Annotated in this window: 12 protein-coding genes; 6 read left to right on the top strand and 6 right to left on the bottom strand. The window is 67.7% G+C overall.

Translation table 11 applies throughout. The features are described from left to right. The first annotated feature begins 15 nt into the window (after positions 1-15). Positions 16-3,639 (top strand): hydantoinase B/oxoprolinase family protein, encoded by a 3,624-nt coding sequence (locus ACUDCK_RS12795; RefSeq protein WP_175167362.1) that lies wholly within the window; start codon positions 16-18, stop codon positions 3,637-3,639. 30 nt (positions 3,640-3,669) lie between these two features. On the opposite strand, the gene ACUDCK_RS12800 is transcribed toward ACUDCK_RS12795, so the two are convergent. Continuing rightward, positions 3,670-4,731 (bottom strand): C45 family autoproteolytic acyltransferase/hydolase, encoded by a 1,062-nt coding sequence (locus ACUDCK_RS12800; protein WP_175167361.1) that lies wholly within the window; start codon positions 4,729-4,731, stop codon positions 3,670-3,672. 165 nt (positions 4,732-4,896) lie between these two features. On the opposite strand from ACUDCK_RS12800, the gene glnH reads away from it, so the two are divergent. The 3 genes from glnH (at position 4,897) to glnQ (ending at position 7,198) form a co-directional block, all read left to right on the top strand. Continuing rightward, entirely contained in the window at positions 4,897-5,649 is a 753-nt protein-coding gene (gene glnH, locus ACUDCK_RS12805) for a glutamine ABC transporter substrate-binding protein GlnH (RefSeq protein WP_006388205.1), read from the top strand. 167 nt (positions 5,650-5,816) lie between these two features. After that, positions 5,817-6,473 carry a glutamine ABC transporter permease GlnP gene (gene glnP / locus ACUDCK_RS12810; RefSeq protein WP_035360348.1) on the top strand — a complete coding sequence of 219 codons (657 nt, stop codon included), beginning with the start codon at positions 5,817-5,819 and terminating at the stop codon, positions 6,471-6,473. Then, on the top strand, positions 6,470-7,198 hold the full coding sequence (gene glnQ / locus ACUDCK_RS12815; RefSeq protein WP_049073501.1) for a glutamine ABC transporter ATP-binding protein GlnQ: 729 nt from the start codon (positions 6,470-6,472) through the stop codon (positions 7,196-7,198). Before glnP ends, glnQ begins: the two co-directional genes overlap by 4 nt. 117 nt (positions 7,199-7,315) lie before the next feature. Here glnQ and ACUDCK_RS12820 read toward each other — a convergent pair whose 3' ends face one another. The 5 genes from ACUDCK_RS12820 to ACUDCK_RS12840 form a co-directional block, all read right to left on the bottom strand. Further along, complete coding sequence (locus ACUDCK_RS12820) at positions 7,316-9,610, bottom strand: RelA/SpoT family protein (RefSeq protein ID WP_006394759.1); 2,295 nt, start codon at positions 9,608-9,610, stop codon at positions 7,316-7,318. Between the two features lie 22 nt (positions 9,611-9,632). Further along, positions 9,633-9,836: a DNA-directed RNA polymerase subunit omega gene (rpoZ, locus tag ACUDCK_RS12825; protein WP_006394760.1), complete on the bottom strand. Its 204-nt coding sequence runs from the start codon at positions 9,834-9,836 to the stop codon at positions 9,633-9,635. 46 nt (positions 9,837-9,882) lie between these two features. Then, positions 9,883-10,515 carry a guanylate kinase gene (gmk, locus tag ACUDCK_RS12830; RefSeq protein WP_020927510.1) on the bottom strand — a complete coding sequence of 211 codons (633 nt, stop codon included), beginning with the start codon at positions 10,513-10,515 and terminating at the stop codon, positions 9,883-9,885. 84 nt (positions 10,516-10,599) lie between these two features. Further along, entirely contained in the window at positions 10,600-11,529 is a 930-nt protein-coding gene (locus ACUDCK_RS12835) for a c-type cytochrome (protein WP_116791228.1), read from the bottom strand. Then, complete coding sequence (locus ACUDCK_RS12840) at positions 11,526-12,248, bottom strand: c-type cytochrome (protein ID WP_054502645.1); 723 nt, start codon at positions 12,246-12,248, stop codon at positions 11,526-11,528. Before ACUDCK_RS12840 ends, ACUDCK_RS12835 begins: the two co-directional genes overlap by 4 nt. 360 nt (positions 12,249-12,608) lie before the next feature. Here ACUDCK_RS12840 and ACUDCK_RS12845 point away from each other — a divergent pair, with 360 nt between their 5' ends. Together ACUDCK_RS12845 and ACUDCK_RS12850 are read left to right on the top strand one after the other, a co-directional pair. Next, positions 12,609-13,379, top strand: a complete 771-nt coding sequence (locus tag ACUDCK_RS12845; protein ID WP_175167360.1) for an SDR family oxidoreductase — start codon at positions 12,609-12,611, stop codon at positions 13,377-13,379. 240 nt (positions 13,380-13,619) lie between these two features. Beyond that, on the top strand, positions 13,620-15,323 hold the full coding sequence (locus tag ACUDCK_RS12850) for a ShlB/FhaC/HecB family hemolysin secretion/activation protein (protein WP_175167359.1): 1,704 nt from the start codon (positions 13,620-13,622) through the stop codon (positions 15,321-15,323). Positions 15,324-15,359: the final 36 nt, after the last annotated feature.

Consider the following 15,359-nt stretch of genomic DNA (forward strand, 5'->3'; position numbering starts at 1 on the left):
TACCCGAGGATGAATATGAAGTGGCAATTCTGGATTGATCGTGGGGGCACCTTCACCGACATCGTGGCGCGCCGCCCCGACGGCACCACCACCACCGCGAAGATGCTGTCGGAGAACCCCGAGCAGTACCGCGACGCGGCGGTGGCGGGCATCCGCAAGCTGCTGGGCATCGCGCCCGGCCAGCCGGTGCCGGCCGAGCAGGTCGAATGCGTCAAGATGGGCACCACGGTCGCCACCAACGCGCTGCTCGAACGCAAGGGCGAACGCACGCTGCTGGTCACCACCCGCGGGTTCCGCGACGGCCTGCGCATCGCCTACCAGAATCGCCCGCGCCTGTTCGACCGCAACGTGCTGCTGCCGGAAATGCTCTACGAGGCCGTGGTCGAGGCCGACGAGCGCGTCGCCGCCGATGGCGAAGTGATCCGCGACCTGGACGAAGCGGCGCTGCGCCGCGACATGCAGGCGGCGTACGACAGCGGCATCCGCACCGTCGCCATCGTCTTCATGCACGCCTGGCACGCCACCGGCCACGAGCAGCGCGCCGCCCGCATCGCGCGCGAGATCGGTTTCACCCAGGTATCGGCTTCGCACGAGGTCAGCCCGCTGATCAAGTACGTCTCGCGCGGCGATACCACGGTGGTCGATGCCTACCTGTCGCCCATCCTCAAGCGCTACGTCGACCAGGTGGCCAGCGAGCTGCCTGGCATCCGCCTGATGTTCATGCAATCGAGCGGCGGCCTGACCGACGCGCACCGCTTCCGCGGCAAGGACGCCATCCTGTCCGGCCCGGCCGGCGGCATCGTCGGCATGGTGCGCACCAGCGAACAAGCGGGTTTTGACAAGATCATCGGCTTCGACATGGGCGGCACCTCCACCGACGTGTCGCACTACGCCGGCGAATTCGAACGCGAATTCGAGACCCTGGTGGCCGGCGTGCGCATGCGCGCACCGATGATGAGCATCCACACGGTCGCGGCCGGCGGCGGCTCGATCCTGCATTTCGACGGCGCGCGCCTGCGCGTCGGCCCGGATTCGGCGGGCGCCAACCCCGGCCCCGCCTGTTACCGCCGCGGCGGCCCGCTGGCCGTGACCGACTGCAACGTGCTGCTCGGCAAGATCCAGCCCGATTTCTTCCCCAAGGTCTTCGGCCCCGACGCCAACGAGCCACTGGACCGCGACGCCGTCGTGCAGCGCTTCCAGGCCATGGCCGACGAGGTCCGCGCCGCTACCGGCCGCGACATGACGCCGGAACAACTGGCCGAAGGCTTCCTGGAAATCGCCGTCGGCAACATGGCCGAAGCCATCAAGCGCATCTCGGTGCAGCGCGGCCACGACGTCACCGAATATGCGCTGACCGTGTTCGGCGGCGCCGGCGGCCAGCACGCCTGCCTGGTGGCCGACGCGCTCGGCATGACCACCGTGTTCGCGCACCCGTTGGGCGGCGTGCTGTCGGCCTACGGCATGGGCCTGGCCGACCAGACCGACATGCGCCAGAAGACCGTCGAAAAAACGCTCGACGCCGCGCTGATGGCCGAGCTGCAAGGCGAACTGGACGCGCTGGCCGAGCAGGCCGTGGGCGAACTGCGCCGCCAGCATGTGGCCGACAGCGACATCCAGGTGCAGCGCCGCCTGCACCTGAAGTACCGCGGCACCGACACCGCGCTCGAAGTGCCGTATTCGGACCTGGACCAGGCCCGCAAGGACTTCGAGGCGGCCTATCGCCAGCGCTATTCCTTCCTCATGCCCAACCGCGAACTGGTGGTGGAGACCATCTCGGTGGAAGCCACCGGCGGCGGCGAGCGCGTCACCGAGACGCCCGCTTCGCGCAGCCGCGACGGCGCGCTGGCGCCGCGCCGCACCGTGCGCATGTACAGCGGCGGCGCCTGGCGCGACACGCCGTTGTACGTGCGTGAAGACATGGCCGGCGGCGACGTGGTGGCGGGCCCCGCCATCATCTCCGAGCCGAACCAGACCACCGTGGTCGAGCCCGGCTGGCAGGCCGAGCTGACGCAACAGGACCACTTCGTGATCCGCCGCGTCGAGGCCCGCCCGCAGCGCCGCGCTGTCGGCACCCAGGCCGACCCGGTGATGCTGGAGGTGTTCAACAATCTGTTCATGTCGATCGCCGAGCAGATGGGCTACCGCCTGCAGAACACGGCATACTCGGTCAACATCAAGGAACGCCTGGACTTCTCCTGCGCCATCTTCGACGCCCAGGCCCGCCTGATCGCCAACGCGCCGCACATGCCGGTGCACCTGGGCTCCATGGGCGAATCGGTGCGCACCGTGATGAACGCCAACGCCGGCCGCATGCAGCCGGGCGACGCCTACGTGGTCAACGACCCGTACCACGGCGGCACCCACCTGCCGGACGTCACGGTGATCACGCCGGTGTTCGACCGCAAGGGCAGCGAGATCCTGTTCTACGTCGGCTCGCGCGGCCACCACGCCGACATCGGCGGCACCACCCCGGGCTCGATGCCGCCGGATTCGAAGACGGTCGAAGACGAAGGCGTGCTGTTCACCAACTTCCAGTTGGTCAAGGGCGGCGAGTTCCGTGAACAGGCCGCGCGCGACATCCTCGGCTCGGGCCGCTGGCCGGCGCGCAATCCGGACCAGAACATCGCCGACATGCACGCGCAGATCGCCGCCAACGAAAAGGGCGTGCAGGAACTGCTGCGCATGTGCGATCACTTCGGCCTGGATGTCGTGCGGGCCTACATGGGCCACGTGCAGGACAACGCCGAAGAGGCGGTGCGCCGCGTGATCTCGGTGCTCAAGGACGGCAGCTACGAGTATCCGCTGGACAACGGCGCGGTCATCCGCGTCGCGGTGCGGGTGGACAACCAGGCGCGCAGCGCCGTGGTCGACTTCACCGGCACCTCGGACCAACTGGACAACAACTTCAACGCCCCGGGCGCCATCGCCGTGGCCGCGGTGCTGTACGTGTTCCGCACCCTGGTCAACGACGACATCCCGCTGAACGACGGCTGCCTGGTGCCGCTGTCGATCATCCTGCCGGAAGGCTCGATGCTGCGCCCGAACCCGCCGGCCTCGGTGGTGGCGGGCAACGTCGAAACGTCCATGTGCATCGTCAACGCGCTGTACGGCGCGCTCGGCGTGCTGGCCGCCAGCCAGGGCACCATGAACAACTTCACCTTCGGCAACGCGCGTCACCAGTACTACGAGACCATCTCGGGTGGCACCGGCGCCGGTCCCGTGCGCATCGATGCCGCCGGTCCCCACGACGAAGGCTTCCCGGGCACTTCGGTGGTGCAGGCGCACATGACCAACTCGCGCCTCACCGACCCCGAAGTGCTGGAGTTCCGCTTCCCGGTGCGGCTGGAGTCGTACGAGATCCGCCACGGTTCGGGCGGGGCGGGGCGCTATCCGGGCGGCAACGGCGGCGTGCGCCGCATCCGCTTCCTGGAAGACATGACCGCCGCGATCCTGTCCAACAACCGCCGCTATGCGCCGTTCGGCCTGGCCGGTGGCGAGCCGGGCGCGATGGGCCGCAACTATGTCGAAAGGCTGGACGGCACGGTCGAGGAGCTTGGCCCGCAGGATAGCGCCCAACTGCATCCGGGCGACGTGTTCGTGGTGGAAACGCCGGGAGGCGGGGGCTACGGGGCGGTCTAAGCGCTGCCCGTCATCGGCACCCGAGCCCGTTCAGGCGGGTTCGGGCGCCGGATCGTCCGGATCGTTCATCACATCCAGCACAATGTCCGCCTTGGCCTTGCGGTCATAGACCCGCAGCGTCACCTCGCCATCGCCGATTTCGAAGATCGCGGTGGCGAGCGTGTTTTCGCCGTCCGGATCCTTGGGATCGGTGCGCAGGATCGGCAGCTCGCCCTCGGTGTCATGCAGCGCCGTCAGCAGGTCGGCGCCAATGGTGGCGGGGGACCAGGTGTCGACGATGCCCTCGATGCGGCGCTGGCGCTCGCGCGACGAGTCGGTGATGATCTGCGATTGCCCCCGGCTGGCCTGATGCACCATGTGGTTGGCGTGGCCATACCGGGTGCCGATCTCCTGCGCTGACGCGGCGCCCGGCGTCGCCTCGACGCTGAAGATGCGGGCGTCGGCCGCCGACCCCAGCGTATGGTGGAAGCCCCCCGCGCGCGGCGCGTCGCGCAGCAGCGCCACGGCCTCGTCCAGCGTGGCGCAGTCGAGCACGGCGCGCGCCAGCAGCATGCGCGGCAGGCCGCGCTGGCGCAGGCGCGTGCGCAGGTTGTTGATGGTCTGCACCAGGCCGGCGCGATTGGCCCCGAAGGTATGGCCGGGCAGGGATCCCGGGTAATAGAAGCTCAGGTAGCCCGGCGCGTCGTCCAGCGCCACGTCGACCAGATGGCAGCGGCCGTACAGGAACGGATCGCCGTCCTCGTTGTGGCCGATCCAGCGGGTGCCATCGGCCGCCTTCAGCGCCACCGAGGTGCAGCCGTCGCCGCTGCCGCTGCTGTGCAGCAGGTCGCCCCGGCAGTTCCACAGCAATACGTCCGCCAGCGGCATCCCCAGCCCCTCGGCCAGCCCCTCCAATTCGTCCCACACGGCGGGCAGGGCGCGCCGGGCCTGTTCGCCCAGTTCGTCCAGGTACGGATGGCCGCGCCAGGGGCGCAGCGCCTTCCAGGTGGCGCTCTGGTCCAGGTAGGTCGCCATCAGCGGGCGGGCCAGTTTGCCGAGGGCCACGCCGACCTGGCGCCGGTTGCCGGCGATGCGTACATACTTGTAGGGCATGGGGATTCTCCGGGGTGTCATGCGGATTGTAATTTTTCTAAGCTCTCTGCGGTGGGGACGGATGCGTTAACATGCGCCGTAAGTTGCTCCGGCGATCCCGGCGTGGCCCGCGCATCATGTTCCAACTGCAACCCCGGGCGCTATCAGCCCCAAGAGGAGAGTTTCATGATTAAACGTAAAGTCGCCGCCGCCTTGGTCGGCCTGTCCATGGCCATGTTCGGCGCCGCCTCCGGCGCCTACGCCCAAGGCAAGGAATTGGTGGTGGCCACCGATACCGCGTTCGTGCCGTTCGAGTTCAAGCAGGGCAACACCTACACCGGCTTCGACGTCGACCTGTGGGCCGCCATCGCCAAGGAGCTGAACGTCAAGTACAAGCTGCAGCCGATGGACTTCAACGGCATCATCCCCGGTCTGCAGACCAAGAACATCGACGTCGCGCTGGCCGGCATCACCATCCGTGACGACCGCAAGAAGGTGATCGACTTCTCCGATCCCTACTATGAAAGCGGCCTGGCCATCCTGGTCGGCGAAAAGAACACCGACATCAAGGACGCCAAGTCGCTGGCCGGCAAGACCGTCGCGGTCAAGACCGGCACGGCCACGGTGGACTTCCTGAAGGCCCAGGTGCCGGACGCCAAGCTCAAGCTGTTCCCCAACATCGACAACGCCTACCTGGAACTGGCCACCGGCCGGGTCGATGCCGCCGTGCACGACACGCCCAACGTCCAGTACTACGCCAACACGGCCGGCAAGGGCCGCGTCAAGGTGGTCGGCTCGGTCAAGAGCGGCGACTTCTACGGCATCGCCTTCCCCAAGGGCAGCGAACTGGTGCCGCAGGTCAACAAGGCCCTGGCCACGCTCAAGTCCAACGGCCAGTACGACGCCATCTACGAGAAGTGGTTCGGCAAGAAGCCCTGAGCTTTTCCGCCGGATTGATGTTGCATTTCGGGGCCGCCCGGCAGTCTGGGGCCCCGGCGCTTCGCTCCGGCGGCGCCGGGCCCGGGACGGGGCGGCCCCGAGTCGCGTGCGTCGCCGGGCGTTCCGCCATGATGCGGCGCGCGAGGCGCGCCATTGAGGGGTAATTCGTGGATTTTGACTGGAATGTAGTGATGGATGCGCTGCCCAACCTGTGGGTTGGCACGCAGATGACCATCAAGATCACCTTCTGGGGCCTGTTCGGCGGGTTCCTGCTGGGGGCGCTCTCCGGCGTGACCCGGGCCTACGGGCATCCGATCCTGTCGGGCATCGCCCAGGTGTACGTCGCGGTGATCCGCGGCACGCCGATCGTGGTGCAGGTGATGTTCATTTATTTCGCCTTGCCGCTGCTGGCGAACATCCGGGTGGACGCCGAGTGGGCGGCCATCGTCACGCTCATCATCAACTCGGGCGCCTATATCTCCGAGATCGTGCGCGGCTCGCTGCTGTCGGTGCACAAGGGCCTGAAGGAAGCCGGGCAGGCGATGGGCCTGCCGTTTCACAAGATCCTGTTCCACATCATCGGGCCGGTGGCGTTCCGCCGCATGATTCCGCCGCTGGGCAACCAGTGCATCATCAGCCTGAAGGATTCGTCGCTGTTCATCGTGATCGGCGTCGCGGAACTGACCCGCCAGGGCCAGGAGATCATGGCCAGCAACTTCCGCGCGGTCGAGATCTGGTCGGCCATCGCCATCGTCTACCTGATCCTGACGGGCACGATGGCGCTGATCCTGCACCTGGTGGAAAAGAGGATGCGCATACTATGAGCATGGTTGAATTTCATGACGTCACCAAGACGTTCGGCGAGTCCACGGTCCTGAACGGCATCTCGCTCAATATCGACGCGGGCGAGGTGGTCGTGGTGGTGGGGCCGTCCGGCTCCGGCAAGTCCACTTTCCTGCGCTGCATCAACGTGCTCGAAACGATCAACGGCGGCGACCTGCTGGTCGACGGCCTGAGCGTGCATGGCGGGGCCGCCCAGGTGCGCGAGATCCGGCGCGAGGCCGGCATGGTGTTCCAGCAGTTCAATCTGTTCCCGCAGATGACCGCGCTGCAGAACGTCATGTTCGGGCCGATCCACACGCGCGGCCAGGGCCGCGACGAGGCGCGCGAACTGGCCGAGCAACTGCTGCGCAAGGTCGGGCTGGGCGAGCGCATGAACCACTATCCGTCCGAGCTGTCCGGCGGCCAGCAGCAGCGCGTGGCGATCGCCCGCGCGCTGGCCATCAAGCCCAAGCTGATGCTGTTCGACGAGCCGACCTCGGCGCTCGACCCGGAACTGCGCCACGAAGTGCTGAAGGTGATGCGCGACCTGGCCGAGGAGGGCATGACCATGGTGGTGGTCACGCACGAAATGGAGTTCGCGCGCAAGGTCGGCAGTCGCCTGATCTTCATCGACGCCGGCAAGATCGCCCATGACGGTCCGCCGGCCGAGCTGCTGGACAATCCGCCCAGCCAGCGCCTGAAGGACTTCCTGCAACACGTGGCCTGAGCGCGGATCGCCCCAGAACCGCGCCCCAAGCGGGATGTCACGGATCCGGCTCCGCCGGTCCGTAGACATGCCCCCTTGAGGGGGAAGCGCGCAGCGCTTCGGGGGTGGGCTCCGCTCTCAGCCCTTCACGCGCACGATCTTCTGCACTTGCGGCACGTGGCGGATCGCGCGGATCACCTGCGCCAGGTGCTTGCGGCTGTCCACCTGGATGGTCAGGTGCAGCGACACCGTCGAGACCGCATCATCGTGCATCGTCACATGCATGATGTTGGCGTCGGCCGCCGTGACTTCCGCGGCCAGCCGGCCCAGCACGCCGCGCTCGTTGCGGGTGACGATGTCCAGGCGCGTGGCCAGGTGCTTGGCGGTGTGGGCGTCCCACGCGACGTTGATCCAGCGTTCCGGTTCGCGCAGGCGCTGGCGCATGGCCACCGGGCAGTCGGCGGTATGCACCACCAGCCCGTGGCCCATGCGCATGCCGGCGATGATCGGGTCGCCGGGCAGCGGGCCGCAGCACGGTGCCAGTTGCACCGCCTGGCCTTCGTTGCCCTGGATCAGGATCGGGGCGCTGCGGGCCGAGGTCAGTTCGTCCACGGCGGCGGCGGTGGTGGCCACCAGTTGGTGCTCCGGCGCGAAGCGGCGCGCCACCACGGCCGCCAGGCGCTTGCCCAGGCCGATGTCGGCCAGGATTTCCTCGCGCGAGCTGGCGCCGGTGCTGCGCGCCAGCTTCTGCCAGGCCGGATCGTCGGTGGCCGGCAGCGGCATGTGCAGCTCCTGCAGCGCCTGGCCCAGCAGGCGCTCGCCGAAGGCTACCGATTCCTCGTACTTGACGGTGCGCAGGTAGTGGCGGATTTCCGAGCGGGCGCGGCCGGTGCGCACGTAGTTGAGCCATTGCGCGTTCGGGCGCGAAGCGGGGGAGGTGACGATCTCCACCGTGTCGCCGCTGTTCAGTTCCGTGCGCAGCGGCACGAACTCGCCGTTGACCTTGGCCGCCACCGCCTGGTTGCCGATGTCGGTATGGATGGCGTAGGCGAAGTCCACCGGCGTCGCGCCACGCGGCAGCGAGATGATCTTGCCGCGCGGGGTGAAGACGTAGACGGCGTCCGGGAACAGGTCGACCTTGACGTGTTCGAGGAATTCGCCCGAATCGCCGGTCTGGCTCTGGATGTCCAGCAGCGATTGCAGCCACTGGTGGGTGCGTTTCTGCAGGTCGTTGAGCGTCAGGTCGGCGCCCTTGTACAGCCAGTGCGAGGCCACGCCTTCCTCGGCCACGTGATGCATGTCGCGGGTGCGGAACTGGAATTCCACCGGCGTGCCGTAGGGGCCCACCAGCGTCGTGTGCAGCGACTGGTAGCCGTTGACCTTGGGGATCGCGATGTAGTCCTTGAACTTGCCGGGCACCGGCCGGTACAACTGGTGCAGCGTGCCCAGCGCCAGGTAGCACTCGGGCAGCGTGTGGACGATGACGCGGAAACCGTAGATGTCCAGCACGTCCGAGAACGACTTCTTCTGGTCGACCATCTTGCGGTAGATGCCGAACAGCGTCTTCTCGCGGCCGGTGACCTCGGCCTCGATGCCGGCGGCCGGCAGCGCGGCGCGCACCGAGTCGGCGATCTTGCCGATCACCTCGCGGCGGTTGCCGCGCGCGGCCAGCACGGCCTTGTACAGCACCTGGTAGCGATTCGGGTACATGGCCGCGAAGCACAGGTCCTGCAGTTCGCGGAACAGCAGGTTCAGGCCCAGCCGGTGGGCGATGGGCGCGTAGATGTCCAGCGTTTCGCGGGCGATGCGGCGGCGCTTTTCGGGGTTGACCGCGTCCAGCGTGCGCATGTTGTGCAGGCGGTCGGCCAGCTTGATGAGGATGACGCGCACGTCGCGCGCCATCGCCAGCAGCATCTTGCGGAAGCTCTCGGCCTGCTGCTCGGCCTTGGTGGCGAAGTCCAGGCGGTCCAGCTTGGACAGGCCATCGACCAGCTCGGCGACTTCAGGGCCGAATTTCTCGGCCAGCTCGTGCTTGGCGATGCCCTGGTCTTCCATCACGTCGTGCAGCAGGGCGGCGGACAATGCGTTCGCGTCGAGCTTCCAGCCCGCGCAGATTTCCGTGACAGCGATGGGGTGCGAAATGTAGGGCGAACCGCTGGCGCGGAACTGGCCCAGGTGCGCCTGGTCGGCGAAGCGATAGGCTTCGCGCACGCGTTCTACATCTTTCTTGTCGAGATAGCTGCCGATGATTTCGGTCAGCGGCGCCAGCGAGGCGACCGGCGAGGCGGTCGCGTCCGCCGCTTCTTGCGCGGCGACGGAGGCTGGCGTGGGGGAATTCTTGTCTTTCTTGCCCGTGCGACGCCCGAGACGGGAGCCGGCACGTAGCGCGGCAAGCAGACCTGATGAAGCGTACTTCAGCCCGGGAAAAGCCATGCTTGCCGCCCCCCGGAAAATATCAGGTGGGAACTTTACGCAGCATTTCCGCGCCGGTGAGGCCGCCCGCGATTTCGCGCAGGGCCGTGACGGTGGGCTTGTCTTTGCTGTCCAGGCGCGGGGCATGGCCTTGCGCCAGCTCGCGGGCGCGGTAGGTCGCGGCCAGCGTGAGCTTGAAACGGTTGGGGATCTGATTCAGACAGTCTTCGACGGTAATGCGAGCCATTAGGACACCTGGTGCTGATGGTGGATAGGGAGAATGCGGATTCGTTTCAGTGCGCCGCCGGGATGCCCAACTGCGCGAACAGCTCGGCGTGGCGGACGGCCTGAGACGAAAAACGCAGCCGCGCGGCGCTGACGATTTGAGTCAGTTCCGACAAGGCTACGCTAAATTCTTGATTAATAATAACATATTCGCATTCCGGCGCGTGCGCGATTTCGCCGCCCGCGGCCATCAGCCGGCGCGCGATCACCTGCGGCGCATCCTGGCCACGCGCCTTCAGGCGGCTTTCGAGTTCCTCGATGGACGGCGGCAGCACGAAGATGCCGATCGCGCCGGGAAAACGCTGGCGCACCTGGCGCGCGCCCTGCCAGTCGATCTCCAGCAGCACGTCGCGGCCCTCGCGGGTGGCTTCGTCGATGCGGTCACGCGGCGTGCCGTAGAAATTGCCATGCACCTCGGCCCATTCCAGCAGGCGCTGCTCGTCGCGCAACTGCTTGAATTCGTCGATGCCGATGAAGCGGTATTCGCGGCCGTCTTCCTCGCCGGGGCGGGGGGCACGCGTGGTGCAGGAGACGGACAGGAGGATGGACGGGTCTTGCTGCAGCAAGGCCTTGACCAGGCTGGATTTGCCGGCGCCGCTGGGGGCGACGACCATGAAAACATTGCCGGAGGTGGCGTGCATGAATGTGACGAGCGTGTGATGCCGAGACCCGAAGGATAGCAAATCGCACGGCGCGGCAGGGGGAAAACCCGCCGCGCCGCGTCGTCAGCGGGCCGCCGCCTGCGTCAGCTTGCCGCCGGGGGCGGGCGAATCGCTGCCGAGCAGGTGGCCGTTGACCTCGATGCCGTACAGCGAATCGTCCGAGTCGTGGTACTTGGCGCGGGTCTTGGCGACCGATTCGGTGTAGCGCGGGTCCTGCGGCCGTTCATGCGCATTCATGAAGTACGCCACGTCCCAGGCCTCCTGGTCGCTGAGCATCCCGGCCTGGCCCAGCGGCATATTGGCCTTGATGAAGCCGGCGGCGTTGCCGATCTGGTGCATGCCGGCGCCCCAGTTGAAGGAATCCGGCCCCCACAGCGCGGGGAAGACCCAGTGCTCGCCGTTCTTCTGTCCCTTGCCTTCTGCGCCGTGGCAGACGGCGCAGTACTGGGCGTAGACCTCGCCGCCGCGCACGTAGTCGGCTTTCTGCGCGGGCTTGGGCAGCTTGAGGTAGCCCTGGCCCTTGAGCGCCACGCCGGTGGGCGCCTTGCTGGCGAGCCAGAACATGTAGGTCTGCAAGGCGGTCAGCACCGGATCGTCGGCCGCCGGCGGCTTGCCGTTCATGCTGAAGCGGAAACAGCCCTGCAGGCGCTCGGCCAGCGTGTTGACGTGGCCGTTCTTGGCGCGGTAGGCGGGATACAGCACGTAGGCCGCCCACATCGGCGCGGAATCGGGCCGGCGGCCGGCGTCCAGGTGGCAACTGGCGCAGTTCAGGTCGTTGCCGACGAACTTGCCGGCATTCTGCGGCGTGTGCAGGAATATCTGTTCGCCCTGGCGCACGATCTTGCCGAATTCGCTGTCGGGCAGCGACGCGGCGCTGGGCGGCGTGAATTCGGGGCGCGCGTCGGCGGCGAAGGCCGCCGTGGTCGACAGCAGCGCGCCGGTTCCCGCGGCGGCGAGCAGCAGGCGGGCGATTCGGTTGCGGATCGAGGTCATTGCTTGGCTCCCCCGGCGGCGTTCGCTTGCGTGGCAAGCAGGTCGGCGGCCTTGGGCAGGCCGGCGTAGTAACCCGACACCGCGTCGATCTCGGCGTCGGTCAGGCGGGTGGCCACGGCCGGCATCAGGCCCAGCGGGCCGGGCGGACGCTGGCCCTGGCGCCAGGCGCGCAACTGGCCGGCGATGTAGGCCGCGGGCTGGCCGGCCAGGCTGGGGAAGTTGGCGCCGACGCCAATGCCCCCCGGGCCGTGGCACTGGTTGCAGGCGGGGATGTTCCTGTCCCAGGCGCCGCGCGTGGCGAGCCAGGCGCCGGTATCGTCCGGCTTGGCCAATTGCCGCGCGGTGGCGGCCAGCCGATCGATGTTCAGCGGCGCCGGCAGGCCGGCGTAGTACTGGGCCACGGCCTGGCGCTGCGCCGGGTCCAGCGCCTTGGCGGTGGCCGCCATCACCGGGCTGACGCGCGAGCCATTGGCCATCGCCTCGAGCTGCTCGGCCAGGTAGGCGGCGCCCATGCCGGCCAGATGCGGGAAGCCGGCGGCGGGGTTGCCTTCCCCCTGGGCGCCGTGACAGGTCATACAGGCGGGCGCGCCGTTGGCGCCCTGGGTGCTGATCTGGCGGCCGTCCGGGGCGGCGAGCGCCGCGGCAGGCAGGGCGGCCAGGCCGCTGGCGCCAAGGGCCAGCACGCCCGCCCAGCGGGGGAGGTAGGGCTGTAACGCCATGGGTATCTCCGGGGTTTATTGGAATTTTGGTAATAAGTTAATTTCCCAAAATTATATGTAAATTTGTGACAGCGCAAAGTCTTGATGGCATGTTGCGCCAGGTCAGCCGGGGCGGGCGAGGGCGTTCGACCGCGCGGCGATGGGCGAGGGGCGTTGTTCGATAGCGCTTTCGAGGCCGTTGTTTTCAGCCGCGGGGGCGCGCCTGGCGCACGCCACCCGCCTGGCGCGCAAGGCGTGAAGCGGGCGTCTTGCCGATGAGGGCAGCCAGGGTCGGCCGGGCGAGAACGATGGAACGTTCGCTTGCAGCATCGCCGGAATGATTCGGGTAGCATTTCGCCGACAGATAACAAGGAGCTTGCGATGCACACGAACGAGATCGAACCTCCCCGCGTCGCGCTGGTCACCGGCGCCGGCACCGGCATCGGCCGGGCGGTGGCGCTGGAGTTCCTGGCGCAGGGCTATCGCGTGGTGCTGGCCGGCCGCCGGCGCGAACCGCTCGAAGCCACGCGCACGGCGGCGGGCGAAGACGGGGTGCGGGCGCTGGTGGTGCCGACCGATGTGTCGGACGAGCAGGCGGTGCGCGAACTGTTCGACACGACCCAGCGCGAGTACGGCCGTCTGGACGTGCTGTTCAACAACGCCGGCCGCGGCGCGCCCGCCATGCCGATCGAGGAATTGCCGGTGACGCTCTGGCGCGAGGTGGTCGATACCAACCTGACCGGCATGTTCCTGTGCGCGCAGGCGGCGATCCGGGTCATGAAGGCGCAGACGCCGCAGGGCGGCCGCATCATCAATAATGGTTCGATCTCGGCGCACGCGCCGCGTCCGTTCTCGATCGCCTACACCGCCACCAAGCACGCGGTGACCGGCCTGACCAAGTCGATTTCGCTGGACTGCCGGCCGTACCACATCGCCTGCGGCCAGATCGACATCGGCAACGCCGCCACCGACATGACCGAGCGCATGGCCGCCGGCATCCTGCAGGCCGACGGCAGCACCAAGGTCGAGCCGCGCATGGACGTCGCCCACGTCGCGCAGGCCGTTGCCGCCATGGCCCGCCTGCCGCTGGACGCCAACGTGCAGTTCATGACGATCATGGCGACCAACATGCCGTTCGTCGGCCGCGGCTGACCGGGTTTCCGCCGGCCATGACAAAAGCGCCCTCGGGCGCTTTTTTCTTTGGTTGCCGTTTTTCCTTGCCGGGCATCACGCGAGGCGCTGTCGCCATTCCTCGTCAATAGGTTATGTGATCCGAGAACGTGAGCGGTGGCCAACGCCTGGTCCGACAAACCAGCTCGCCGCATCCCAATATCCGCCTTGCCGCCATCCAATGCCGAAGCATGACCGGGCTCGGATACATAGGGAGGGAGGATGGTCGGGTGGTTGCCGCAGCGCGTATGGATCTCGTTCAGCCTGCTGCTGTTCATGGTATCGGCGTCCGCACAGACGCAGGCTGGCGCCGCGCAGGAACTGCTGCGCCAGCAGGAGCGCGAAAGGATGTTGCGCAAACAGCAGGAAACGGCGCCGAATGTACGGGCGCGGTCGGCGCGCGCGCCGTCGCCGGACCTGTTGCCTCGGGAAGAGACGCCATGCTTTCCGATTGACCGTATCCGTCTTGATGGCGAGGACGCGCAGCGCTTTCTCTGGTCCTTGCGCGCCGCCGACCCCGAGAACGACGCCGCCACGGGGCGCTGCCTTGGCGCCGAGGGCATCAGCGTGGTCATGGCGCGCGTGCAGAATGCCGTCGTCGCGCGGGGTTTCGTCACCACCCGCATTCTCGCCGCACCCCAGGATCTGAAGGGCGGCACGCTGACGCTCACCGTCGTGCCCGGCCGCGTCCGTGCCATCCGATTCGCGCCCGGTACGTCGCCCCGGGCCACTGCCTTGAATGCCGTGCCGGCCAGGCGCGGCGACCTGCTCAATCTGCGCGATATCGAACAGGCGCTGGAAAACTTCCGACGCGTCCCCACCGTAGCGGCCGACCTGCAAATCACGCCTGCTGAAGCTGACGATGCGCGCCCCGGCGACAGCGATTTGGTGATCCTCTGGCGACAGCGTTTGCCTCCGGTGCGCTTGAGCCTATCGCTGGACGACGCCGGCAGCAGGGCGACCGGCAAGCTCCAGGGTTCGGCCACGCTTTCGCTCGATTCCCCACTCTCGTTGAACGATCTGTTCTACATCAACGTCAGTCAAGACGTCTTCAATGCCAGCGGCAAGGGCTCCCGGGGATACACCACGCACTACGGCGCGCCCTGGGGCTACTGGACGATCAGCGCCACCCTCAGCGGCTACAGGTACCACCAGACCGTTGCCGGATACCGCCAGAACTACCTCTACAGCGGCACCAGCAACAACGCCGAAGTGCGCCTGTCGCGCGTGGTGTACCGGGATGCCAGCCGCAAGACCTCGTTCTACGGACGCGGCTGGATGCGCAGGTCCAACAACTTCATCGACGACACGGAAATCGGAGTTCAACGGCGTCGCACCGGCGGTTGGGAGCTGGGGCTGACCCACCGCGAATTCCTGCACGAAAGCACGCTCGATGCGGGTCTGGCCTGGCGGCGCGGCACGGGCGCCTTCAACGCGATGGCCGCGCCCGAGGAAGACTTCGGGGAAGGCACTTCGCGGATGAAGGTCCTCACCGCCGACGTGCAACTGGTGGTTCCGTTCCGGCCGGGATCGCAGCGTGCCCGTTACTCCGGCAACTGGCGCGCGCAATGGGCGCGCACGCCGCTGGCGCCGCCGGACCGCTTCTCGATCGGCGGTCGTTACACGGTACGCGGCTTTGACGGCGAACTGACGCTCATGGGCGAGCGTGGCTGGGTCTGGCGCAACGAAATCGGTCTGCAACTGGGCGCCGCACAGGAACTCTATTTCGGCGCCGACTACGGCCATGTGTCGGGCCCGTCCACGCGCTGGTTGCAGGGACGCAGCCTCGCAGGCGCGGTCATCGGTCTGCGTGGCGGCGCCGCGGGATTCTGGTGGGATCTGTTTGTCGGCACGCCGCTCTCCAGGCCCGCGGGCTTTCGCAGCGGGTCGCTGACGACCGGCTTCAGCCTCAACTGGTCCTGCTGACGCCGCATGGATCGCGCGCAGGCAACGGTATCGATG

This window comes from Achromobacter sp. CF-sbj1-Ac2-l, from assembly GCF_052698165.1.